General features: G+C 69.7%; 24 protein-coding genes. 13 read left to right on the top strand and 11 right to left on the bottom strand.

Annotation, left to right across the window (positions count from 1 at the left end; genetic code table 11):
- Positions 1–96: 96 nt before the first annotated feature.
- On the bottom strand, positions 97–792 hold the full coding sequence (locus ABD235_RS19250; protein ID WP_344175860.1) for an NIPSNAP family protein: 696 nt from the start codon (positions 790–792) through the stop codon (positions 97–99).
- A gap of 127 nt (positions 793–919) precedes the next feature.
- Between ABD235_RS19250 and ABD235_RS19255 the strand changes: the two genes are divergently transcribed.
- Positions 920–1411 carry a hypothetical protein gene (locus ABD235_RS19255; protein WP_344175862.1) on the top strand — a complete coding sequence of 164 codons (492 nt, stop codon included), beginning with the start codon at positions 920–922 and terminating at the stop codon, positions 1409–1411.
- A gap of 116 nt (positions 1412–1527) precedes the next feature.
- On the opposite strand, the gene ABD235_RS19260 is transcribed toward ABD235_RS19255, so the two are convergent.
- On the bottom strand, positions 1528–1671 hold the full coding sequence (locus ABD235_RS19260; RefSeq protein WP_012918574.1) for a GPGG-motif small membrane protein: 144 nt from the start codon (positions 1669–1671) through the stop codon (positions 1528–1530).
- A gap of 243 nt (positions 1672–1914) precedes the next feature.
- On the opposite strand from ABD235_RS19260, the gene ABD235_RS19265 reads away from it, so the two are divergent.
- Positions 1915–2877: a TIGR03557 family F420-dependent LLM class oxidoreductase gene (locus ABD235_RS19265; protein ID WP_344175867.1), complete on the top strand. Its 963-nt coding sequence runs from the start codon at positions 1915–1917 to the stop codon at positions 2875–2877.
- Here the strand turns inward: ABD235_RS19265 and ABD235_RS19270 are convergent.
- Positions 2860–3483, bottom strand: coding sequence for a UdgX family uracil-DNA binding protein (locus ABD235_RS19270; protein ID WP_344175869.1), 624 nt, complete (start codon positions 3481–3483; stop codon positions 2860–2862). The two genes, ABD235_RS19265 and ABD235_RS19270, sit on opposite strands and share 18 nt — an antisense overlap.
- A 165-nt stretch (positions 3484–3648) precedes the next feature.
- On the opposite strand from ABD235_RS19270, the gene ABD235_RS19275 reads away from it, so the two are divergent.
- On the top strand, positions 3649–4449 hold the full coding sequence (locus tag ABD235_RS19275) for a sigma-70 family RNA polymerase sigma factor (RefSeq protein ID WP_344175872.1): 801 nt from the start codon (positions 3649–3651) through the stop codon (positions 4447–4449).
- A gap of 6 nt (positions 4450–4455) precedes the next feature.
- Here ABD235_RS19275 and ABD235_RS19280 read toward each other — a convergent pair whose 3' ends face one another.
- The 5 genes from ABD235_RS19280 to ABD235_RS19300 are packed head-to-tail and all read right to left on the bottom strand — an operon-like array spanning position 4456 to position 10100.
- Complete coding sequence (locus ABD235_RS19280) at positions 4456–6828, bottom strand: phosphoketolase family protein (RefSeq protein WP_344175874.1); 2373 nt, start codon at positions 6826–6828, stop codon at positions 4456–4458.
- Between the two features lie 8 nt (positions 6829–6836).
- Positions 6837–8009, bottom strand: coding sequence for a zinc-dependent alcohol dehydrogenase (locus ABD235_RS19285; protein ID WP_344175876.1), 1173 nt, complete (start codon positions 8007–8009; stop codon positions 6837–6839).
- Positions 8010–8021: 12 nt separating this feature from the next.
- The gene (locus ABD235_RS19290; protein WP_344175878.1) at positions 8022–8345 is read right to left on the bottom strand and encodes a plasmid stabilization protein; all 324 of its coding nucleotides are present in this window, start codon (positions 8343–8345) and stop codon (positions 8022–8024) included.
- A 51-nt stretch (positions 8346–8396) separates the two neighbouring features.
- Positions 8397–9002, bottom strand: a complete 606-nt coding sequence (locus tag ABD235_RS19295) for a flavodoxin family protein (RefSeq protein ID WP_344175880.1) — start codon at positions 9000–9002, stop codon at positions 8397–8399.
- 60 nt (positions 9003–9062) lie between these two features.
- Positions 9063–10100, bottom strand: a complete 1038-nt coding sequence (locus ABD235_RS19300; protein WP_344175883.1) for a DNA topoisomerase IB — start codon at positions 10098–10100, stop codon at positions 9063–9065.
- A gap of 72 nt (positions 10101–10172) precedes the next feature.
- Between ABD235_RS19300 and ABD235_RS19305 the strand changes: the two genes are divergently transcribed.
- From ABD235_RS19305 to ABD235_RS19325, 5 genes are all read left to right on the top strand, one after another.
- Entirely contained in the window at positions 10173–10346 is a 174-nt protein-coding gene (locus tag ABD235_RS19305) for a CsbD family protein (protein WP_344175885.1), read from the top strand.
- 105 nt (positions 10347–10451) lie between these two features.
- Positions 10452–11318, top strand: coding sequence for a hypothetical protein (locus tag ABD235_RS19310; protein WP_344175887.1), 867 nt, complete (start codon positions 10452–10454; stop codon positions 11316–11318).
- A 31-nt stretch (positions 11319–11349) separates the two neighbouring features.
- A complete protein-coding gene (gene ku / locus ABD235_RS19315; protein WP_344175889.1) occupies positions 11350–12297 on the top strand; it encodes a non-homologous end joining protein Ku in 948 nt (315 codons plus the stop codon).
- A gap of 185 nt (positions 12298–12482) precedes the next feature.
- Positions 12483–13139, top strand: a complete 657-nt coding sequence (locus ABD235_RS19320; protein WP_344175892.1) for a hypothetical protein — start codon at positions 12483–12485, stop codon at positions 13137–13139.
- A gap of 12 nt (positions 13140–13151) precedes the next feature.
- Positions 13152–13607 carry a GNAT family N-acetyltransferase gene (locus ABD235_RS19325; RefSeq protein ID WP_344175894.1) on the top strand — a complete coding sequence of 152 codons (456 nt, stop codon included), beginning with the start codon at positions 13152–13154 and terminating at the stop codon, positions 13605–13607.
- Here ABD235_RS19325 and ABD235_RS19330 read toward each other — a convergent pair.
- Positions 13565–14893, bottom strand: coding sequence for an MFS transporter (locus ABD235_RS19330; protein ID WP_344175896.1), 1329 nt, complete (start codon positions 14891–14893; stop codon positions 13565–13567). The two genes, ABD235_RS19325 and ABD235_RS19330, sit on opposite strands and share 43 nt — an antisense overlap.
- Before the next feature lie 91 nt (positions 14894–14984).
- Here ABD235_RS19330 and ABD235_RS19335 point away from each other — a divergent pair, with 91 nt between their 5' ends.
- Positions 14985–15461 carry a MarR family winged helix-turn-helix transcriptional regulator gene (locus ABD235_RS19335; protein WP_344175897.1) on the top strand — a complete coding sequence of 159 codons (477 nt, stop codon included), beginning with the start codon at positions 14985–14987 and terminating at the stop codon, positions 15459–15461.
- 18 nt (positions 15462–15479) lie between these two features.
- On the top strand, positions 15480–17654 hold the full coding sequence (locus ABD235_RS19340; RefSeq protein WP_344175899.1) for a thiamine pyrophosphate-dependent enzyme: 2175 nt from the start codon (positions 15480–15482) through the stop codon (positions 17652–17654).
- A 1-nt stretch (position 17655) separates the two neighbouring features.
- Here the strand turns inward: ABD235_RS19340 and ABD235_RS19345 are convergent, their stop codons facing one another.
- Positions 17656–18141 carry a DnaJ family domain-containing protein gene (locus tag ABD235_RS19345; protein ID WP_344175902.1) on the bottom strand — a complete coding sequence of 162 codons (486 nt, stop codon included), beginning with the start codon at positions 18139–18141 and terminating at the stop codon, positions 17656–17658.
- Positions 18142–18225: 84 nt separating this feature from the next.
- The gene (locus ABD235_RS19350) at positions 18226–18810 is read right to left on the bottom strand and encodes a hypothetical protein (protein ID WP_344175904.1); all 585 of its coding nucleotides are present in this window, start codon (positions 18808–18810) and stop codon (positions 18226–18228) included.
- Between the two features lie 68 nt (positions 18811–18878).
- Between ABD235_RS19350 and ABD235_RS19355 the strand changes: the two genes are divergently transcribed.
- The 3 genes from ABD235_RS19355 to ABD235_RS19365 are packed head-to-tail and all read left to right on the top strand — an operon-like array spanning position 18879 to position 22518.
- Positions 18879–20423 carry an aldehyde dehydrogenase family protein gene (locus ABD235_RS19355; protein WP_344175906.1) on the top strand — a complete coding sequence of 515 codons (1545 nt, stop codon included), beginning with the start codon at positions 18879–18881 and terminating at the stop codon, positions 20421–20423.
- Positions 20420–21580: an NAD(P)/FAD-dependent oxidoreductase gene (locus ABD235_RS19360; protein ID WP_344175908.1), complete on the top strand. Its 1161-nt coding sequence runs from the start codon at positions 20420–20422 to the stop codon at positions 21578–21580. The genes ABD235_RS19355 and ABD235_RS19360 overlap by 4 nt, the downstream gene beginning before the upstream one ends.
- Positions 21580–22518 (top strand): ornithine cyclodeaminase family protein, encoded by a 939-nt coding sequence (locus ABD235_RS19365; RefSeq protein WP_344175910.1) that lies wholly within the window; start codon positions 21580–21582, stop codon positions 22516–22518. The genes ABD235_RS19360 and ABD235_RS19365 overlap by 1 nt, the downstream gene beginning before the upstream one ends.
- Positions 22519–22523: the final 5 nt, after the last annotated feature.

The following is a 22523-nucleotide window of genomic DNA, read 5'->3' on the forward strand; positions in this document are numbered from 1 at the left end:
GCCCTCCTCAGGTCCAGGCAGCGTGTCTCGCCGCACAAGCACGATCAGGATGCCGAGCGTTTCCCGGCAGCGCAACTGATTTATCGACGGTGCTGTCTAGGAGAGCTGCGATCGCGAGGTCGGCCGCAGCCGCAGTTCCTGGGCCGGAGCGACGCAGCGACGGTCCAGTTCCGCGCTGAGCCGCTGCCAGCCCGCGGACCCGGCCAACTGCCGGCGAAACATCTCGTACGCCGCGTCGTCGTCGAACCGCGCCAACCACACGAGTACCGTCTCGTCGCGCAACGGCAACGCGGGGAAGTTGTTCTCGGCCGGCAGGGTCTCGAGCACCGCGGCCGGCGGAGGCAGCAAAGGAACAACCTTCGAGGTGAAGAACTCCACGAAGCCGTCGTCGTCCGGGCGCCGGTGGTAGACCGCACCGGCCACCACCGCACTGGATTCACCAGTCCCACGAGCAGCATCGAGAGCCGGCCAATCACGACCGAGAGCGACCGGCCGCAGCAGCAACGCGTTGTCCGAGTCCTGCATCGTCGCGTTCGCCGCCGCCGCGTGGGCCTTCCAGACCGGCCCGTAGTAGAACCCGTTCAGCGCCTCCGCCCGTGCTTCCAGGCTCGCGAACCCCCGCAACCACACGAACCGGTCCTCGTCGTCCAGGTCGCGGAACTGTCCGGCCAGGTGCATCCCGTACGCCTCCTGCCCCTCGACGAACTCCCGGTCGAACAGCTCGATCAGTTCGTCGCGGCGCCCCGGGAACAACGTGTACTGGCGCAGGTCCAGCACGGCACAACACTCCATCAGGTCTCCTTCGGTCGGGTCCCCAGTCAACCGCCGAAACCTGCCACCGGCTGTCAGCGATTCGGCCCGGGCAGAATGGGTACCCGTCGAGCGACCAGGACGACGCAGGGACGAGCCAGGAGACCCGATGATCGATCAGGCACGGCTGGCGACCTACCTGCAGGACCACTACGCCGGATCGTCGGCCGGGATCGAGCTGTTCCGTCGCGCGGCCGACCAGCAGACGGACGCCGTCGTCCGCACGGCGCTCACCGCGATGGCGGAGAAGGTCGAGCACGAGCGGACCGTCCTCGCCAAGTACCTGGCCTTCGTCGACGCGAAGCCCGACCCGGTGAAGAACGCCGGCGCCTGGGTCGCGGAGAAGCTCGGCCGCTTCAAGCCGAACGGTGAGCTGGTACGACGGTCGCCGCTGAGCGACGTGATGGAGCTGGAGATGCTCCGGATCGCCGTCGAGGGCAAAGGCGCCGGCTGGCGGGTGCTGCGCGCGCTGGCCGACGAACAGCCGCTGTTCGACGTCGCCGAGCTGGACACGCTGATCGCGGACGCCGGCCGGCAGATCGAGGAGCTCGAGGCACTCCGGATGGACGCCGCCCGCCGGGTCTTCCGGCGCCCGGCCTGATCCCAAGCCCACACAGCGCGCCGACCGCACACCGCAGGCCCAGCACACAGCGGGAGGGCCGCACCCGGTCGGCTGCGGCCCTCCCGACGCCTTCTACCTCAAGGCGTTCCCCAAGATCAGGTGAAGATGCTGACACCGCCCGGGCCGACCAGGAGACCCACGACGATCAGTGCGGCGCCCATCAGGAGCTGGCCGCGAACAAGCGAGACGATTCCGGAGATGACGAGGATCGCCGCGATGATCCAGAGCACCAAGCCCATGGTCGTTCCTTTCTCGACGGCCGGGCGATCTGCCCGGCGGCTGTACCCCGTGCTTTCGTGCAGCGGTTGCCCGCCACACATCTTGTGCCCGCCGCCGAGGGGGGCAAACGGTCACCACCGTGCCGACTTCTCCGGCAACCGGTTACCGGATCGCGGGAACCACCGTGCGCGAGCGCATGGCAACTCGCGGGTCGGGAACCGGGCGATCAGACCCTGACATCACCGCGAGCTGAGGAGAACCCCGTGAAGATCGGCTACTTCCTGTCCAGCGAGGAGTACACGCCCGCTCAACTGATCGAGCAGGCCCGGCTGGCCGAAGAGGCCGGCTTCGACGGGCTGTGGATCAGCGACCACTTCCATCCGTGGAACGACGAGCAGGGCCAGAGCGCGTTCGTCTGGTCGACGATCGGCGCGATCTCCCAGGTCTGCGAACTGCCGGTGACGACGGCGGTCACCTGCCCGACGGTGCGGATCCACCCGGCCGTCATCGCGCAGGCCGCCGCGACCAGCGCCGTCCTGCTGAACGGCCGCTTCCGGCTCGGTATCGGCACCGGCGAAGCCCTGAACGAGCACGTGCTCGGCGACGTCTGGCCGACCGTCGACGTCCGGCTGGAGATGCTCGAGGAAGCCGTCGAGATCATGCGCCGGCTGTGGACCGAGGACGGGTTCGTCTCGCACCACGGCAAGCACTACACGGTCGACACCGCGCGCATCTACACCCGGCCGGACAGCCCGCTCCCGATCTACATGTCCGGCTTCGGCCCCGAGGCAACGGATGTTGCCGCGCGCATCGCCGACGGCTACATCACCACGTCGCCGGACAAGGAACTGCTCGAGCGCTTCCGGAACAACGGCGGCGGCGACAAGCCGACCCAGGCGGGGTACAAGGTCAGCTACGCCCCGACCGAGGACGAGGGCGTCGAGCAGGCGCACCGGATCTGGGGCAACTCGGGTCTGCCCGGCGAGCTAGCCCAGGTGCTCCCGTCGCCGCGCCACTTCGAGCAGGCCAGCCAGCTCGTCACCAAGGAGGCCACGGCCAAGTCCGTTGCCGCAGGCCCCAAGGCCGACGCGCACGTCGAGGCGTTCAAGCCGTACGCCGAAGCGGGCTTCGACGAAATCTACGTCGCCAACATGGGCCCGCACACGGTCGACATGATGAAGCTGTACCGCGAGGAAGTGCTCCCTGAGCTACGCCGCATCGGCTAACGCGGCGGCCGCGCGCAGGTCGTCGACGAACAGCCCGAAGTCGCGGCGGTACTCCTGCGACCGCACCACCGACGAAGGATGCACGGTGGCGGTCGCCGGCGTACCGTCCGGCAGCTCGATCGGCTCACCGCGGTGCTGGGTGACCTTGAAGCCGGACCCGATCACGGCCCGCGCCGCTACCGATCCCAGGACGACGACGAACGCCGGTTTCACGAGCTTCCGCTCCGCCACCAACCAGGGGTTGCAGGCAACGATGTGCCCGACGGCGGGCGTCTTGTGGATCCGGCGTTTGCCGCGGCGTTCGTACCGGAAGTGCTTGACCGCGTTGGTCAGGTAGACGGTGTCGCGCTCGATGCCCGCGGCCTCCAGTGCCTTGTCCAGCAAGCGCCCGGCCGGGCCGACGAAGACGTGCCCTTCCTTGTCCTCGACGTCCCCGGGCTGCTCGCCGATCAGCATCATCCGGGCCCGCGCCGGACCTTCCCCCGGTACGACGTGCTCGGCGCCCTCCCACAGGTCGCAACCGCGGCAGCTGGGCAGGGCGGCGCGCAGACCGCGCAGGCCGCCGGTGGACGGGACGAACTCTTCGGCGCCAGTGAAGTCGTTCACAGTGGATCCGGTTCCCTCCCGGCGGCAAGCCCATTCCACCCACATTTCAAACACCTGTAACAACCGCGGGGTTGCGTGCGGCGCGCGGGTTTGGTCTGGTGGAAGGGAAGTGGCTCAGCCCATGACGCCACCTCTCCCGCAGGACGACACGACGAGGTCCCTCCCGTGACGATCGCACCTGTACACGCCCAGCAACCAGCCAGCAAGCAGCAGATCGCCGATCAGACCCAGGAACTGCTCGAGCAGGCCGCCGGTCGGCCCGAGGGCGAGCGCCAGGCCCTGCTCGACCAAGTGGTCCTGCTGAACGCCCCGATCGCCCGGTCGATCGCCTCCCGGTACCGCCGCAAGGGCGTCGACGACGACGATCTCGAGCAGGTCGCGTGCCTCGGTCTGGTCAAGGCCGCCAACGGCTACCGCGTCGACGAGGCCAGCAACTTCCTCGCGTACGCCGTACCGACGATTCGCGGGGAGCTGAAGCGCTACTTCCGCGACTGCGCCTGGACCGTCCGGCCGCCGCGCCGGGTCCAGGAGATGCAGGGCACGATCGCGGCCGCCGAGCCGGAGCTCACCCAGAAGCTCGGTCACCTGCCGTCGGACCGGGAGACCGCCGAGGCGCTCGGCACCGCACCCGACGAGGTCGCCGAGGCGACGTCGGTGCGCGGCTGCTTCAGCACGCTGTCCCTCGACGCGCCCGGGCCCGCCGACGGCGGCGCGACGCTGATGGAGACCGTCGCCGACGCCGAGGACGGCTACGAGCTGGTCGAGAACGTGCACACCCTCACGCCGGCCGTCGCCGACCTCGACGACCGCGACCGCCGCATCCTGGAGCTCCGCTTCTGCAACGGCCTCACCCAGGAGGAGATCGGCAACGAGCTCGGCGTCAGCCAGATGCAGGTCTCCCGCCTGCTCCGCGGCATCCTGGAACGCCTCCGCTCCCAGCTCAGCACTCCCCAGCCGCAGGGCTGAGACCGCTCAGCGGCGCCAGCGCCAGTCGCGGACCTCCGGCAGATCCTCGCCGTACGTCGTGGTGTGCGCGCGGTGCCGCACGCGCTGGTCGACGAAGTACTGCCGCGCCTTCACCGCCCGGGTCCGCAATGACGGAACACGGTCGATCACGTCCATTGCCAGGTGGTAGCGGTCGAGGTTGTTCAGCACGACCATGTCGAACGGCGTCGTCGTGGTGCCCTCCTCGACGTACCCGCGGACGTGCAGGTTGTCGTGCCCGGTGCGCCGGTAGGTCAGCCGGTGAATCAGCCACGGGTACCCGTGGTACGCGAAGATCACCGGCTTGTCGGTGGTGAACAGCGCGTCGAACTCCGGCCCGGTCAGCCCGTGCGGGTGCTCGCTCGCGTCCTGCAGCCGCATCAGGTCCACCACGTTGACGACGCGGATCTTCAGCTCCGGCAGGTGCTCGCGCAGCAGGTCGACCGCCGCGAGCGTCTCCAGCGTCGGGACGTCGCCCGCGCAGGCCATCACCACGTCCGGATCGCCGTCGTCGTTGGAGGCGAAGTCCCAGACCCCGATCCCGCGCGCGCAGTGCAGCGCGGCCTCCTCCCAGTCCAGCCAGTTCGGCTGCGGTTGCTTGCCGGCGACCACGACGTTGATGTAGTTCCGGGTCCGCAGGCAGTGGTCCATCGTGGACAGCAGCGTGTTCGTGTCCGGCGGGAGGTAGACCCGGACGACCTCGGCCTTCTTGTTCATCACGTGGTCGATGAAGCCGGGGTCCTGGTGCGAGAACCCGTTGTGGTCCTGGCGCCAGACGTGCGAGGTGAGCAGGTAGTTCAGCGACGGGATCTTGCGCCGCCACTCCAGCCGGTTGATCGTCTTCAGCCACTTCGCGTGCTGGTTCACCATCGAGTCGACGATGTGCACGAACGCCTCGTACGACGAGAACAGCCCGTGCCGGCCGGTCAGCAGGTACCCCTCGAGCCAGCCCTGCAAGGTGTGCTCGCTCAGCATCTCCAGCACCCGGCCGTCCGCCGCGAGGTGCTGGTCGGTGTCCCGCTTCTCGCCCAGCCACGCCTTGTCGGTCACCTCGTACACGGCGTTCAACCGGTTCGACTCGGTCTCGTCCGGGCCGAACAGCCGGAGGTTGTGGTGCTCCTCGTTCAGCGTGAACGCGTCGCGCAGGTACTTGCCGAAAACCTTCGTCGGCTCGCCGTCCTCTTCGCCGGGAGCCTTCACCGGTACGGCGTACTCCGCGGGATCCGGCAGCTCGAGGTCGCGGGTGAGCAGCCCGCCGTTCGCGTGCGGGCTCGATCCCATCCGCAGCGACGGCTTCGGCGCCAGCTCCAGCACCGACGCGACCGGCCGGCCGTCGGCGTCGAACAGCTCGTCCGGCCGGTAGCTCTTCAGCCAGTCCTCCAACTGGCGCAGGTGATCCTCGTTCGTCCGTACGCCGGACAGCGGCACCTGGTGGGACCGCCAGGTGTCCTCGACCGGCTCCCCGTCGACCGTGTGGGGACCGGTCCAGCCCTTCGGCGTCTTCAGCACGATCATCGGCCACGCGGCGCGGCTCGGCACCGAGTCCGCGGTCCGGGCCTCCAGCTGGATCTCGTCGATCCGGTCGAGGCAACGATCCAGTGTCGCGGCGAGCGCCTGGTGCACGGTCGCCGGGTCCGAACCCTCAACCAGGTACGGCTCGTGCCCGTATCCGCGCAGCAGCGCGCTCAGCTCCTCGTCGCCGATCCGAGCCAGCACCGAGGGGTTGGCGATCTTGTAGCCGTTGAGATGCAGGATCGGCAGCACCGCGCCGTCGCGCCGCGGGTCGAGGAACTTGTTCGAGTGCCAGGAAGTTGCCAACGGCCCCGTTTCGGCCTCGCCGTCACCGATGACACAGGCAACGACCAGGTCCGGGTTGTCCGCGGCCGCGCCGTACGCGTGACTGAGCGAGTATCCGAGCTCGCCGCCCTCGTTGATCGACCCGGGCACCTCGGGCGCGACGTGGCTCGGAATGCCACCGGGGAACGAGAACTGCTTGAACAGCCGGGCCATCCCGGCCGCGTCCTGCTCGGTGTTCGGGTACGTCGCGCTCCAGCTGCCCTCGAGCCAGGCGTTCGCGACGATCGCCGGCCCACCGTGCCCGGGGCCGATCACGTACATCAGCTCGCCCTCACGCTGCCGGATCACCCGGTTCAGGTGGGTGTAGACCAGGTTGAGCCCGGGCGTCGTCCCCCAGTGACCGAGCAGCCGCGGCTTGATGTGCTCCGGCTGCAAAGGCTCGGTCAGCAAGGGGTTGTCGAGCAGGTAGATCTGCCCGACCGACAGGTAGTTCGCAGCTCGCCAGTACGCGTCGAGGCCCTGCAACTCCTCGTCGCTCAACGGGGTGGCGTCGATTTGTTGCACTGAGTCTCCTAAGGCTTGAGCAGTACCTTGACAGCACCGTCCTGCTTCTTCTGGAACATCTCGTACGCCGCGGGGCCGTCGCTGAGGTCGAGGTGGTGGGTCGCGAAACTCTCCACCCCGAGGATGTCCTTGTCGTCGAGCAACGGCAAGATCTGGTCCGACCACCGGTGCACGTTCGCCTGGCCCATCCGGAGCTGGATCTGCTTGTCGAAGATGGTCAGCATCGGCAGCGGATCGGCCGCACCGCCGTACACCCCGGACAGCGAGATCGTGCCGCCGCGGCGGACGACGTCGACCGCCAGGTAGAGCGCGGCGAGCCGGTCGACGCCGGCCGTCTCCATGAACTTCTGCGCCAGCGCGTCCGGCATCAACCCGACCAGTTGCTGGCCGACCTTCGCCTTCGGCGAACCGTGCGCCTCCATGCCGACGGCGTCGATCACGGAGTCGGGGCCGCGACCGTCGGTCAGCGTCCGGATCGCCTCGGCGACGTCGTCGGAGTACTCGAGCGTCTCCACGCCGTTGCGCCGGGCCCGCTCGAGGCGCTCGGCGACCAGGTCGACCCCGATCACCCGCAGCCCGCGGTGCATCGCGATCCGCGTCGCCATGTCGCCGATCGGCCCGAGACCCAGGACGACGAGCGTGCCGCCGTCCGGGACAGCGGCGTACTCGACTGCCTGCCAGGCCGTCGGCAGTACGTCGGACAAGTACACGAACCGGTCGTCCGACGGCCCGTCCGGCACCTTGATCGGCCCGTACTGCGCCTGCGGGACGCGGAGGTACTCGGCCTGGCCGCCCGGGACCTGGCCGTAGAGCTTCGTGTAGCCGAACAGAGCAGCGCCCATGCCCTGCTCGCGGACCTGCGTGGTCTCGCACTGGGTCTGCAGGTCCTGGTCGCACATGTAGCAGCTGCCGCACGCGATCTGGAAGGGCACCACCACGCGGTCGCCCGGCTTCAGGTTCGTCACCGCGGAACCGACCTCCGCGACGACGCCCATCGACTCGTGCCCGAGGATGTCACCGGCGTCCAGGTACGGCGCCATCACCTCGTACAGGTGCAGGTCCGACCCGCAGATCCCGGTCGAGGTGACCTTGATGATCGCGTCGGTCGGCTGCTCGATCTTCGGGTCCGGAACGTCGCCGTACTCGATCTTGCGCTTGCCCTGCCAGGTCAGTGCCTTCACGTGCGCTCTCCTCTAGCGGCCGACAGCCTTCTCCAGCTCGGCCTTGCTCATCGTCGAACGACCCTTGATGTTCTTCTGCTTGGCCTCGTTGTAGAGCTGGTCCTTGGTCCGGCCCTGGGACCCGCTGTGCGACCGCAGCCCACCCCGCCGGCTGGACGAGATGTCGTGCGTCGACGAGCGGCTCTTCTGCTTGGCCTCGCCGGAACGGGCCCGCTCCTTGTTGACCGTGCGGGCGGCGATCTCCTCGGCGGTGTCCTCACTGCGGCCGCGCTTCTTCAGCCCGGCCTTGATGTGCTCGTACTGCCGTTCACGCTTCTTGCTCGATCCTGCGGGCATGGCTGGCTCCTTTCGTACTGACCGCCCGGTACCCGACCCCTCCGGAGGTAATCAGTCCGGTGGCGCCGGCACCGGCGACGCCTGGAGCGCCTTTGCGACGGCCACCAGGTTGCTCGCCATCGCCCGCCCGGTCTTGGCCGACCAGTCGTGCCCGTAGCCGGTCTCGTCGTAGCTCGGACCGGGCCCGGGGCCCTTGTTCCAGTACGTCCACGCCTGCCCGGGAATCGTGTAGCCGATGTCGCCGAGCCCGCCGGCGAGCTCGGAGATCACGTGGTGCGCGCCGTCCTCGTTCCCGGTGACGACCACCCCGGCGACCTTGTTGTACGCCACCGGCCGGTCCTGGTCGTCGGTCTCGCTGATCATCGCGTCCATCCGCTCCAGCATCCGCTGCGCGATCGACGACGGCCGCCCGACCCAGGTCGGCGTCGCCACCACCAGGATGTCGCTGGCGAGCAGCTGCTCGTGCACGCCGGGCCACTCGTCTCCGGTGCCCTCGTCGCTGGTCACGCCGGGCTTGATGTCCAGATCGGCCAGCCGGATCCGGCTGACCTGAACGTCCTGCTTCTCCAGCGCGTCCACGACCACGTCGGCCAGCGAGTCCGTGTTCGATCTGGCCGGTGACGCCTTCAACGTGCAGTTCAGCACCAACGCCCGCATGTCCGCTCCTTGGTCTCGGTGTCCCCCGTACGATCCGGCCGGTTCCCCGCCGGAAACCCCTTACTCGCGGGCGTCCTGGTCCAGCAGCTTGTTCACCGACCGTTCGACCTTCGCCCGTACTTCGGGGTCGTCCAGGTCGTCGACGTCCTCGACCGCGCTGTCCGGGATCGTCCGGCCGCGCTCGTACTGCTGCACCACCCGCGGGTCGACGTACGACGCCCGGGCCACCGTCGGCGTGTTGCCGAGGTGCTCGGAGACCTCCTCGAGCATCTCCTTCACCGCCGCGTTCAGGGCCTTCTTCGTGCTCGGCGGGTCGGCCTGGGCCAGGTCCACCGCCGCGTGCACCGTGGCGGTCCAGGTCCGCAGGTCCTTGACCGTGTAGTCGTCACCGACCAGCTCGTGGAACCGCTGGTTGATCATCGACGCGTCGATCTCCTTGTACGCCGAGCCTTCGCGGTAGACCAGCAACCGCGGATTGTCGTGCTTGCCGCGCTTCAGCGATCGGACCGCGGCCGTCAGGCGGTCGTCGTCCAGCTCCAGCTTCCGCTCGATCCCGCCCTTCGCGACGAAGTCGAAGACCAGCTTGCCGCGCTGGACCTTGACGTCGTCGCGCAGCAGCGTCGCGGCGCCCCGGCTGCCGTACTCCTCGGCGTACCGGGTGTTGCCGGTCCGGAAGACCCCGTAGTCGAGCATCCGCAACGCGACCGCGAGTACCTTGTCCCGACCGAGGCCCTGGGCGCACAGGTCCTTGTCGACGGCTTCCCGGAACGCCGGGAGCTTGCGCGCCAGCCGGCGTACGCGGTCGTGCTTGTCGGCGTCCTGGGAGGTGCGCCAGTCGTCGTGGTACAGGTACTGCCGCCGCCCGGCGTCGTCGGTCCCGGTGGCCTGGATGTGGCCGTTCGGGTACGGGCAGATCCACACGTCCTGCCAGGCCGGCGGGATCGCCAGGGTCCGGATCCGCTCGAGCAGGTCCGGGTCGTCGATCTTCTTCCCGTGCTCGTCGTGGTAGCTGAAACCACGACCACGCCGCTTCCGGGTCAGACCTGGTTTGTCGGGATTCGCACGCCGCAGCCGCATACCGGTCGGTACCCCGCTCACATGCATGATCCCCGTGGGTCAGGGCACCGGTGCGCTGTTCGACCACGCAACGCCATCGGCAGAGGAGCAGTCATGGGTATCGGAGACAAGATGAAGAACGCCGCCGAGAGCGCCAAGGGCAAGGTCAAGGAGCGCACGGGCGACGCGACGGACAACGAGGACCTGCAGGCCGAGGGGCAGGCCGACAAGACCAAGGCCGATCTCAAGCAGGCCGGCGAGAAGGCCAAGGACGCCTTCCGCGAGTGACACCGCACTGAGCCACGCGGATCCCCATCGCCTTCGGGGCGGTGGGGATCCGCTCTGTCCGCGTCACCGTGTCGCTGGGCACCTGTCGGTGCTAGCGTCGGCCGGGTGGACTTCGAGGAGGCGGCCGACGCGCTGTACGCCGCACCGGCGGCCGACTTCATTGCTCGCCGCAACGAGCTGGCCAAGCAGCTCAAGGCCGACGGTGACCAGCTGGGCTCGACCCGGCTGAAGGCGCTGCGCAAACCGACCGTCGCCGCCTGGCTGGCGAACCTGGTCAGCCGCGAGCAGCCGGACGAGATCGACGACCTGCTGGCGCTCGGCGACGAGTTCCGGGAGGCCACGGCCGACCTGGACGGTGAGCGGCTCCGCGAGCTGACGCCGAAGCGGCACAAGGCGATCGACGGGCTGGTGAAGGCCGCGGGCGAGCTGGCCGATCAGCACGGTCAGAAGATCAGCGCGGACGTCGGGCAGAAGCTTCGCGAGACCCTCGACGCCGCCCTGGTCGACCCGGCGGCGGGCGACGCCGTCCGGGAGGCTCGGCTGAGCAGCGCGCTGCGGCACGTCGGGTTCGGCGTGGTCGACGAGAACGGCGAGCCGTCGAACGTGACGGCGTTGACCGACGAGCGTCGGCAGGCGGCGAAGGACCGGCGGGCCAAGGCCCGTGAGGTCGAGGTCGAGGAGGCCGAGCAGGAGTCCGCGGCCGAGCGGAAGGCCCGGGAGCAGGCCGAGCGCGAGGAAGCGGAACGCAAGGCCGAGGCCCAGGCCGAGTTCGAGGCGGCGGTGAAGGCCGCCGAGAGCGCCGAGGCAACGGTCGAGGAGCTCGACGGACAGCTGACCGACGCGCAGGAGGCACTCGAGAACGCCCGCGACGAGGTCCGCCGGCTGACCGCGGAGCTCGACGAGGCCAAGAAGGTGGCCCGGGACGCCCAGAAGGAGTCGCGCGAGGCGCGGAAGCGCTACAACCGGCTGTAGTTGGGTACCTGCGGGTCGAGAGGAGCTGGTGATGGCGAGATCGATCTGGAGCGGGTACATCAACTTCGGGCTGGTGTCGGTGCCGGTCGGGCTGTACAGCGCGACCCAGGAACACAACCTCGACTTCCACCAGTTCCAGCGGGGAACGTCGGACCGGATCCGCAACAAGCGGGTGAACGAGCGGACCGGGCGCGAGGTCGACTACGACAAGATCGTCAAGGGCCACGACGTCGGCGGCGGCGAGTACGTCGTGGTCGAGCAGGAGGAGCTGGCCGACGTCGCCCCGGGCAAGTCGCGCTCGCTGGAGATCTCCACGTTCGTCGACCTGGACGAGATCGACCCGATCCACTTCCAGAAGAGCTACTACCTGGCGCCGTCGGACGCCGAGAACGCGTCGTCGTACGCGCTGCTGCGGGACGCCCTGGCCAAGACCAACCGGGCCGGGATCGCGAACTTCGTGATGCGTGGCAAGGAGTACCTGGCCACGATCCGGGCCGACGGCAAGGTGCTCGTGCTGGAGACGATGTTCTTCGCCGACGAGATCCGCGACCCGGCCAAGGAGGTCGGCGACCTGCCGGCCAAGACGTCGGGCAAGCAGCTGAAGATGGCCACCGACCTGATCGAGGCGATGGCCGGCGAGTGGCGCCCGAAGGACTACAAGGACAGCTACACCGAGCGCGTGAAGAAATTGGTCGACACCAAGCGCAAGGGCAAGGAAGTCGTCTTCACCGAGGAGGAGCCGGAAGCGACCTCCAGCACCGACCTGGTCGCCGCACTGCGCGCGAGCGTCGAGGCGGCGCGGGCCCGGCGTGCGGGTGGTGGCGGCGCGGCCAAGAAGACGACTGCCAAGAAGTCCACGCCGAAGAAGGCTACGGCGAAGAAGAGCACCGCCAAGAAGGCGACGGCCAAGAAGGCGACCGCAAAGAAGTCCACCGCCCGGAAGAGCACCGCGAAGAAGACGGCGCGGAAGGCTGCCTGACCGCGACCGTCCGGGCGGATCACCTCCGCCCGGTAGATCGCGGAGCCGGGGATTCCTGAGTTGTCAGGAACCTGGGGAGCGGGTTGTTCGTTCTGGTGTTGTCGGCGGTCCGGGTGGAGATTGGGTGGGAGCCGGCCGGGGGATTCAGCAGGGTCCTCCGCGGTGCGAGTCGAGTGAGTTCGGCGATGAAGCTTTCCCCGAGGGCGCGGCGGGCGGCCGTGGCGGCGGGTGCCGGGATCGGCACGGCCGGGGCACTGGTCGCCGTCCTGATGCTGGGCGCGGCGGCCGCGCTGGCGCTGATCGGGATCGTGTTCGTGCTGGTCTGGCCGTTGGCGGCCGTGATCAAGCATCTCGCGGACGAGCCGATCAACCACGCGTCGGCAAGCATCGCGGCGTACGCCGCGGGCGTGGTGCTGTGCCTGCCCGGCGTGGCCCGGCTGTTCACCTGGGGTGCAGCCGGCCTGGCCGTCATCGTGGTCGCGGGGGCCGCGTTCGCGGCGCTCGATCTGCTGCTCTCGGCGGGTACGACGCGCGCCGGCGACCGGCGTACGGACGAACCTGTGGTCAGCGCCGAGCAGGCGCTGGAGGACGAGAAGCTGATTGCCAGGCTGCAGTGCCCGCTCAGTATCGAGGAGCTGTGCGGGGTGTGGCGCGAGACCACCCAGACCCTCGCGTCCGGCGCCGGGGTGCGCGATCGGCAGGCGGTGGCCGAGGTGCGGCGGATCTGCCTGGACGAGTTCGAGCGGCGCAACCCCGAGGGCTTCCTGCAGTGGATCGAAGCGGGAGCACCGAGCAACCCGGGCGTCTACCTGCTCCCCGACCGCGGCCCCGGGGCGCCGTGATCTGATGGCCCGGTGGCGATCATCAGACCCCGGACCGAGGCCGACTTCGTCAGCTGCGTCGTACTGCTGCGAGACGTGCACGAGGCGGCCGGCTATCCGATCAACTGGCCCGACGACCCGAAGGCCTGGCTGACCCCGCCGGACGCGCTCGGCAGCTGGGTCGTGACCGTCGACGGCGAGGTCGCCGGGCACGTCGCGGTGACCAAGGCCGAAGGCGGGGCGCTGGTCGAGCGGCTCTTCGTGGACCCGAAGCAGACCGGCCAAGGCCTCGGGCGACAGCTCCTCGACCACGCGGGCAAGGTCGCCGCCGACCACCAGCTCGACCTGACCCTCGAGGTCGCCGACAACTGCACCGCCGCGATCGCGCTCTACAACCGGGCCGGCTGGCGCGAGACCGGCCGGACGCCGATCGACTGGGGCGGCGATCAGGCCTCGGCCGCGATCAGCTTCTCCGCGCCCTCGTCCTGATCGAGCGGGTGCGCGATCTCGTCCGACCGCATCCGCCCGAACCAGATCACCGCGAACGACACCAGCGCCGGCCCGACCCCGGCCACGATGAACACCGCGGTCACCCCGAACAGCGCGCCCGCCGGACCGGCCAGCGCCATCGACACTGGCATCAGCAGCAGCGAGACGAAGAAGTCCAGGCTGGAGATCCGCCCGCGCAGGTGGTCCGGGACGCGGCGCTGCAGCAGCGTCCCCCAGATCACCATCGCCGCCGACCCGGTCGCGCCGACCACAGCGGCCGCGATCATCATCAGCCAGAGCTCCCGCGCGAACCCGAGCACCAGGAACGGCACCGAGCCCACGCCCCACATCAGCGTCATCACGGTCAGGTACCGCCGCGGCAGCGCGCGCGACGAGATCAGCAGCGCGCCGACCGCCCCGCCGATCCCGAACGCCGCCATCACCAGCCCGAACTCCCGCGCGTCCCCACCCAGCTGGTCGCGGATCGCGAACGGCAGCAGCACCTCCAGCGGACCGAGGATCAGCAGCACGAACACCGTCCCGAACAGCAACGACGCCAGCAGCCAGCGCGTACGCCGTACGTAGCTCCAGCCCTCCCGCAGATCCGCCACCATCGCCCGTACGCCGGTCGGCGCCGCCTCGTCAGCCGACCCCTCCGAGTCGGCCGTCGCCTCAGCCCTTACCGGCTCGTGCCGCAGGTTCATCGCCAGCACGCAGCCCGCCGAGAACAGGTACGTCAGCCCGGCGACCAGGATCGCGACGCCCGGCGAGATCGCGGCGATCACCAGCCCGCCGATCACCGGACCGGTCGCCTGCTGCGCGAGCGGCCGCAGCGTGCCCTCCAGCCCGTTCGCCGCGAGCAACTCCTCCGGCGGCAGCAACCGCGGCACCAGCGCCGTGTACGCCGGAATCAGGAACGCCTCGCCGGCCCCGACGAGCACCGCGGCGGTCGCCAGGTGCCAGATCTCCAGCAGCCCGAGCAGCGCCAGTGCGGCGAGGCCGAGCAGCACCACCCCTCGTACGGAGTCAGCGGCGACGATCACCGAGCGCTGCGACAGCCGGTCGGCCGCGATGCCGCCGAACAGCACGCACACCAGCAGGCCAATGCTGTACGCCGTGGTGACGACCGACAGCTGGACGGGGCCGCCGCCCAGCTCGATCACCTGCCAGGCCAGCGCGACCAGCCACAACCCGCTGCCGAGCAGCGCGACCGCGAGGCCGGTCCACAGCAGGCGGTAGTCGCGGTGCCGCAGCGGCCGTACCGCCTTCCAACGCACCTTGCTCACGATGCACACCTCAAGAGTTGACAGCGAAACCGTTCGTCCAGCACCTTACGTGGATCAACAGTTCACATGTCAACCGTTTATACTCGAACCCATGGCAGCTCAGCGGACGAGCACGGAACAGCTGGACGCGTGGCGGGCGCTCTACCGCGCCGACACCCTGCTGTACACGCATCTGGACAACACGCTTCGCAGCGTCGCCAAGATGACGTACTTCGAGCACGAGGTGCTGCGAGCCCTCGACGAGGCCGGCGGGAAGCTGCGGATGGCGCCGCTGGCGGAGAAGCTGATGATCTCGCGCAGCGGCGGGACGCGGCTGGTGACCAAGCTCGAGGACAAGGACGGCTGGGTCGTCCGGACCACGTCGCCGGCCGACCGCCGGGCCACCTGGGCCGAGCTCACTCCCGCCGGTCGGGAGGCGCTGAAGACCGCCCAACCCGTGGTCGATGCTGTGGTGGCGACGTTCTTCGCGGATCATGTTCCGGGTGAGGAGCTTCGACGGGCATCACGGATCCTGGACCGACTGGCCGACGCGAACCCCAACGACGACGGCTTCGACTGCGGCCTCTGAGCCGCCGGAGGTGGCGCGGTGAGTCAGGTCGACGAGCTGTTCCCCACCCGCGTCCGCGCCCTGAAACCCGCGCCGACCGCCCACCCCGTCGACCTGGTCAGCCGCCTGTACGACGCCCAGCTCGGCAGCCGCCACGCCGACCTGGCCGCCCGCTGGCTCCAGTCCCAGGGCCACGGCTTCTACACGATCGGCTCGTCGGGCCACGAGGGCAACGCCGCGGTCGCAGCCGCCCTACGCCCCACAGACCCAGCCCTGCTGCACTACCGCTCAGGCGCTTTCTACTTGGCCAGAGCCGCACAAGCCGGCGAGATCGTCGCCGCGCGAAGCGCAGGCGGGGCGACCGGCCCCCTCCCCCTCCCGTCCCCCGCCGCGCGCAGCGCGGCGGGGGACGCTATGCGGGACATCCTCCTGGGAGTTGCTGCCGCGACCAGCGAGCCCATCTCCGGGGGGCGGCACAAGGTGTTCGGGCGGCATGATCTGGCGGTGATTCCGCAGACCTCGACGATCGCGTCGCACCTGCCGCGGGCGATGGGGGTGGCGTTCTCGATCGCCCGGGCGAGCAAGCTCGGGGTGGAGTCGCCGTGGCCGGCGGACGCCGTGGTGGTGACGAGCTTCGGGGACGCCTCGGCGAACCACTCGACCGCGACCGGCGCGATCAACGCTGCCCTGCACGCGTCGTACCAGGGCATCCCGATGCCGTTGCTGCTGGTCTGCGAGGACAACGGGATCGGCATCAGCGTGCGGACGCCGGACGGCTGGATCAAGCAGGCCTACGGGCAGCGCCCCGGACTGCGGTACTTCGATGCCGACGGCACCGATCTCGACGCCACCCTGACGATGGCGACCGAGGCCGCGACGTTCGTACGACGCAACCGCCGCCCCGCGTTCCTCCGGCTCCGCACGGTCCGCCTGCTCGGCCACGCGGGCTCCGACGTCGAGGCGGCGTACCGGACACCCGCCGAGATCATCGCCGACGAGGAGCTCGACCCGTTGCTCGGCACCGCCAGGATCCTGCTCGGCGCCGGCTGCTCACCCACCGAGATCATCGACCGGTACGAGGCCAAGCGCACCGAGGTGATGGACCTCGCCCGCGAGGTGATCGGACTCCCCCAGCTCGCCTCCGCCGAAGCAGTCGCCGCTCCACTGAAGCTCACCACGGTTCCAGAGCATGCACTGCCCACCAAGAGCAGTGACGAAGAACCTCTCACCCTCAGCCAGTCCATCAACCGCGCGCTGGCTGACGTGCTCACGGCGTACCCGGAGTCGATCGCGTTCGGTGAGGACGTCGGCCGCAAAGGCGGCGTGTACGGCGTAACCCGCGGCCTCCAGAAGACCTTCGGCGCGGCCCGGGTCTTCGACACGCTGCTCGACGAGCAGTCGATCCTCGGCCTCGCGCTCGGCGCCGGCGTCTCCGGCCTGCTCCCGCTGCCGGAGATCCAGTACCTCGCCTACCTGCACAACGCCGAGGACCAGCTCCGCGGCGAGGCGGCGTCGCTCAAGTTCTTCTCCCAGGGCCAGTACCGCAACCCGATGGTCCTGCGGATCGCCGGCTACGGCTACCAGAAGGGCTTCGGCGGCCACTTCCACAACGACGACGCGATCGGCGTCCTGCGCGACATCCCGGGGATCGTGATCGCCTCACCGTCCCGCCCGGACGACGCCGCGGCGATGCTGCACACCTGTACGGCGGCCGCCCGCCACGACGGCGCGGTCTGCGTCTACCTCGAACCGATCGCGCTCTACCACCGCCGCGACCTGCACGAGGACGGCGACGCGGCCTGGCTCGCGCCGTACCCGACCGAGCACGTCCCGCTCGGCAAGGCCCGCACGTACGGCGACGGCGAGGACCTCACCCTGGTCACCTTCGGCAACGGCGTCCCGATGAGCCTGCGCGTCGCCGAGCGCCTCCCCGGCGTACGGGTCCTGGACCTCCGCTGGCTCGCGCCGCTCCCGCTCGACGACCTGCTCCGCGAGGCCCAGGCGACCGGCCGGGTCCTCGTCGTCGACGAAACCCGCCGCTCCGGCGGCGTCTCCGAAGGCGTCCTCGCCGCCCTCGTCGACGCCGGCTTCACCGGCCGAATGTCCCGAGTCACCAGCGAAGACACCTTCGTCCCCCTCGGCGCCGCAGCCCAACACGTCCTACTCAGCGAAGAAACGATAGAGAAGGCAGCCCGCGACCTGCTCGGTCAGTGATTCAAGTGAACAGGCGCTGCCAGACCGACCTACGCCGGCGTACAGGCCGATCGCCGTGGTCCGCACGGTCCCGTGGTGCAGCCGGCGGGTGGTCTTCCAACCACCGCTCGACAACCGGCTCAACCTCCACGAACCCCACCGGGATCACCACACCGGTAGCGTCACGGATCTGGATCCGGATGCGCTCGTTCAGGTCGGCCAGGTAGTCGCGGACCTCGGTCTCGGTGCGCATCGTCGCGACCTTCTCGGCGACCTGCGCCTTCTCCTTGCGCAGTTGGACCGACGGCGGCAGCAGGACGTCGGCCTCGATCTTCTCCCGGCGCATGAAGTCCTTGACCCACCAGTCCGGGTCGTGCGGCTCGGCGAGCTTCGGGATCGGCTTGCCCTCGCCCGCCAGGTTGTCGAACTCGCCCCGCTCCTGGGCCTGCCGGATCTGCAGCTCGACCCAGTCCTGGGTACTCATCCCTGGCGGCTTGCGCTCGGTCATCGACGCCTCCCGGTGCTCTCGGGGTCGCTGTACACCCGGGTCCTTGCCCGGGCTGTTTCCTAGCCAATCATATTGTGAATGCCTTCACAAGCCCGATTTCTTCTCCGTCGAGGGCCACAGCTCCGGCAGTGGGATCGGCATCCGCCAGATCCGCAGCCCCGGATCCACCAGCCCGTTCCGGATCGCGACGTACCGCAGCAACCGCAGCGGCCCGGCGATCAGCACGAACGCCAGCGGCAGCTCGATCACCGCCGCGCTCAGCAGCGCCTGCAGCCGATCCGACCCGGGATGGCTCGTCAGTACGTCGAACCACGCGTCGCACAGCAGCAGCACGCCCGACGCGAACGCCGTCGGGAACAGCAACTGCCGCCGCCGGTACCCGAAGATCGCCGTCAGGAACAGCATGATCGTCAGCACGATGTCGAAGCCGACCCAGGTCGCCACCCAGTTGCGCGCCTCGTACCGGTTCGGCAGCGTCACCGACAGGTACACCGTCCACGGAATCAGCGCGGCCACGCACAGCAGGATCAGCACCAGCCGCCAGCGCCGGATCCGTTCCATCACCCGCCGGGCCGGCAGCACCCCGGCCGGGACCGGCGCCAGCCGCAGGATCAGCTCGCGCCGCTCCTGCGTGGTCATCGCCGCGATCTGTTCATCGGTCACCCGCACGCCACTCACAGTGCATGCTCACATGGGATGCTGGCCGATACCGAGACCGCCGTCGAGAGGACCCACCTGTGTCGTCCGTCATCCTGTCCGTCGTCGCCGGAGAGCGCGTCCCGGACCCGCTGCGCACCACCCGTTCGACCAACCCGGCGAACACCGCCGACCTGGTCGGTGAGATCGGCCTGGCCGGTCCGGAGGTGTTCGTCGCGGCGGCGAAGGCCGCCCGGGAGGCGCAGACCGGATGGGCGGCCCTGCCCGCGCCGCAGCGCGGCCAGGTGATCGCGAACGTCGGCCGCCTGATGACAGCGAACAAGTCCCGCCTGGCCGCCCTGGTCACCCGCGAGATCGGCAAGCCGCTCGCGGAGGCGCTCGGCGAGGTGCAGGAGATCATCGACACCTGCGACTTCTTCCTCGGCGAGGGCCGCCGGCTGTACGGCCAGACCGTGCCGTCGGAGATGCCGGACAAGCAGCTGTTCACGTTCCGCCGCCCGGTCGGCGCGGTCGCGGTGATCTCGGCCGGCAACTTCCCGGTCGCGGTCCCGTCCTGGTACATCGTCCCGGCGCTGCTCTGCGGCAACACCGTGGTCTGGAAGCCGGCCGAGTACTCCGCGGTCGTCTCCGACGCCTTCTACGAGATCTTCGCGCACTCCGGCGTACCGGCCGGGGTCTTCAACGTCGTGCACGCCGACGGCCCGGACACCTTCGCCGGGCTCGAGCAGAGCCTGGTCGCCGGACTGATCGACAAGGTCGGGTTCACCGGGTCGAGCGAGGTCGGCAGCCGGATCGGCGAGCTGTGCGGCCGGCACCTGCAGACCCCGTGCCTGGAGCTCGGCGGCAAGAACCCGATGGTGATCACCGAGAACGCCGATCTCGACCTGGCCGTCGAGGGCGCGCTGTTCTCCGGATTCGGTACGGCGGGCCAGCGGTGCACCTCGCTCGGCACGGTGATCGTCCAGGAGGCCGTGCACGCCGACTTCGTCGAGCTGTTCGCCGCGGCGGTGTCGGCGGCCAAGATGGGTGACCCGACCCAGGACGTGCTGTTCGGCCCGCTGCTGGATGAGAAGTTCGCGGCCGGCTTCGAGAAGTCGCTCGGCTGGATCGGCGACCACCACCGGGTGCTCGGACGGACCGGCCGGGTCACTCCGGACAACCCGCGTGACGGTTTCGTCGGCGATCCGGCCGCCGGCCTGTTCTACCACCCGACCATCGTCGACGGCGTGCTGCCGGACGACGAGCTGTTCCTGAACGAGACGTTCGGCCCGGTCGTCGGAGTCACGACGTACGGCGACCTGCCGGAGGCGATTGCTCTGGGCAACAAGTCCGGCTACGGCCTGTCCAGCTCGATCTACACCACCGATCCGCAGCAGGCGTTCCAGTTCGCCCAGGGCATCTCGGCCGGGATGGTCAGCGTGAACAACTCGACGTCGGGCGCCGAGGCGCACCTGCCGTTCGGCGGCAACGGCAAGTCCGGCAACGGGTCGCGGCAGAGCGGCATCTGGGTGCTGGACCAGTTCACCCGCTGGCAGTCGCTGAACTGGGACTACTCGGGCAAGCTGCAGAAGGCGCAGATGGACACCGTCACGGTCGAGGCCGACTTCGGGTTCCTGCTGCCTTGAGCCCGACGACGCTGCCCGAGTCCGCCGACGTCGTGATCGTCGGCGGCGGTGTGATGGGGACCAGCATCGCGTTCCACCTGGCCGAGGCCGGCGTACGACGGGTGCTGCTGATCGAGCAGGACAGCCTCGGCTCCGGCTCGACCTGCAAGGCGGCCGGCGGCGTCCGGGCGAACTTCTCCGACGAGGTGAACGTCGCCCTCGGCGCGCGCAGCCTGCGGGCGTTCGCGGACTTCGCCGTACGGCCTGGGCAGGAGATCGATCTGCACCAAGTGGGGTATCTGTTCCTGCTGTCGACGGACGAGCAGGTCTCGTCGTTCGAGCAGAGCACCCGCCTGCAGAACGCGTCGGGTGGTCCGACCCGGATGATCTCCCTCGACGAGGCGGTCGCGCTGGCGCCGCTGATCTCGCCCGACGGGCTGGTCGGCGCGTGCTTCTCCCCCGACGCCGGGCACTGCTCGCCGGAGTCGGTCGTGCTCGGCTACGCGACGGCGGCCCGGCGACTCGGCGCGCACCTTGTCACGGGCTGCGCATTGACCGGTATCGATGTCGTGGGCAACAGCATTCACGGCGTACGGACGACGCTCGGGCCGGTCCGGACGTCGACGGTGATCTGCGCTGCCGGCGCCTGGTCCGCCGAGGTCGGCCAGTACGCCGGAGTCGAACTGCCGGTGACTCCGTTGCGCCGCCAGATCGTCGTCACGGAGGCTGTTGCCGGCCTGCCGGACGACCTGCCGATGACGATCGACTTCGACGGCACCTTCTACTTCCACCGCGAAGGTCCCAGGCTGCTCGTCGGCATGTCGGACCCGTCCGAGGAGCCGGGCTTCCACCTCGACCGGTCCGACGCGTGGCTGCCCGGCCTGACCGAGGCGATGGAACGCCGCGCGCCGAGCCTGCTCGACGTCGGCCTGACCGGCGGCTGGGCCGGTCTGTACGAGAACACGCCCGACCACAACGCGCTGATCGGTGAGGCGGACGACGTGAGCCGATTCCTTTACGCCACAGGGTTTTCCGGGCACGGGTTCCTGCAAGGCCCGGCTGTCGGCGAGGTGATCCGGGACCTCTGGCTGGAACGCACGCCGTTCGTCGACGTGTCCCCACTGCATGCCCGTCGCTTCCGCGACGCGGCGGCTCGCGCGGAATTCAACGTGGTCTGATGACGCTCCTGCTGACCCGCTCCGACGTTCTCGGGCTGCTCGACATCCCCGCCGTCCTACGCACGCTGCGGGCCGGGTTCACCGCTGCCGTGGAGATCGAGCCGCAGCGGATCCGGACCGAGCTGCCCGGACCCGGTACGGCGACAACGCTGCTGCCGGGGACGATCCCGGGCATTCCGGCGTACACGGTGAAGGTCAACGCGAAGTTCCCGCAGGCCTCGCCGGCGTTGCGCGGCGTGGTCTGCCTGCACGATGCGCGCGACGGGTCGTTGCTGGCTCTCCTCGACTCGGCGACGATCACCGCGTGGCGGACCGGACTCGCGGCGGCGCTGGCGACCGACGTACTGGCAGCGAAGACGGCGCGCACGGTCGGAGTCGTCGGGACCGGCGCGCAAGCCGCGATGGTCGTCCGGGGTCTGCTCGCGTTGCGCCAGGTCGAGCATCTCGTCGGGTACGACGTCGACCGCGTGCGCGCCGAGGAGTTCGTGGCACAAGCGGGCATCCCGGCGGCGGTGGTCGACAGCGCGACCGGGGTCGCGGCGCGCGCGGAGATCGTCGTCCTGGCGACCTGGTCGCGACAGCCCTTGCTGACCGCGGCGGACGTTCGGCCCGGGCGACACTTCACGACGCTCGGCGCGGACGAGCCCGGCAAGGTTGAGGTCGGCGCGGACCTGCTCGCCGGGGCTCGTGTGGTGGTCGACGACGTGCGGCTCGCGGCCGCGATGGGGGCCGTGGGCAACGTTGGACTGGACGAGACCGCGATCTGTGCGACGCTGGGCGAAGTGTTGTCGAATGCCAAGCCCGGCAGGGAATCCGCCGCGCAGGTGACGGTCTACGCGCCGGTCGGGCTGCCCTGGCAGGACCTCGCGATCGCGTGGCCGGTCTACCAAGCAGCTCAGGCGACGGGCATCGGGCGGACGATCGACTTCCTTGGTTGACGCAG

The sequence above is a fragment of the Kribbella lupini genome, assembly GCF_039529595.1.
GTDB classification, from domain to species: Bacteria; Actinomycetota; Actinomycetes; order Propionibacteriales; family Kribbellaceae; genus Kribbella; species Kribbella lupini.

What these genes read in the sequence shown, in the direction of transcription:
- ABD235_RS19250 (WP_344175860.1), bottom strand. Translation starts at nt 792, where the DNA reads ATGGAGTGTTGTGCCGTGCTGGACCTGCGCCAGTACACGTTGTTCCCG.
- ABD235_RS19255 (WP_344175862.1), top strand. Translation starts at nt 920, where the DNA reads ATGATCGATCAGGCACGGCTGGCGACCTACCTGCAGGACCACTACGCC.
- ABD235_RS19260 (WP_012918574.1), bottom strand. Translation starts at nt 1,671, where the DNA reads ATGGGCTTGGTGCTCTGGATCATCGCGGCGATCCTCGTCATCTCCGGA.
- ABD235_RS19290 (WP_344175878.1), bottom strand. Translation starts at nt 8,345, where the DNA reads ATGCCCGCAGGATCGAGCAAGAAGCGTGAACGGCAGTACGAGCACATC.
- ABD235_RS19295 (WP_344175880.1), bottom strand. Translation starts at nt 9,002, where the DNA reads ATGCGGGCGTTGGTGCTGAACTGCACGTTGAAGGCGTCACCGGCCAGA.
- ABD235_RS19305 (WP_344175885.1), top strand. Translation starts at nt 10,173, where the DNA reads ATGGGTATCGGAGACAAGATGAAGAACGCCGCCGAGAGCGCCAAGGGC.
- ku (WP_344175889.1), top strand. Translation starts at nt 11,350, where the DNA reads ATGGCGAGATCGATCTGGAGCGGGTACATCAACTTCGGGCTGGTGTCG.
- ABD235_RS19320 (WP_344175892.1), top strand. Translation starts at nt 12,483, where the DNA reads ATGAAGCTTTCCCCGAGGGCGCGGCGGGCGGCCGTGGCGGCGGGTGCC.
- ABD235_RS19335 (WP_344175897.1), top strand. Translation starts at nt 14,985, where the DNA reads ATGGCAGCTCAGCGGACGAGCACGGAACAGCTGGACGCGTGGCGGGCG.
- ABD235_RS19345 (WP_344175902.1), bottom strand. Translation starts at nt 18,141, where the DNA reads ATGACCGAGCGCAAGCCGCCAGGGATGAGTACCCAGGACTGGGTCGAG.
- ABD235_RS19365 (WP_344175910.1), top strand. Translation starts at nt 21,580, where the DNA reads ATGACGCTCCTGCTGACCCGCTCCGACGTTCTCGGGCTGCTCGACATC.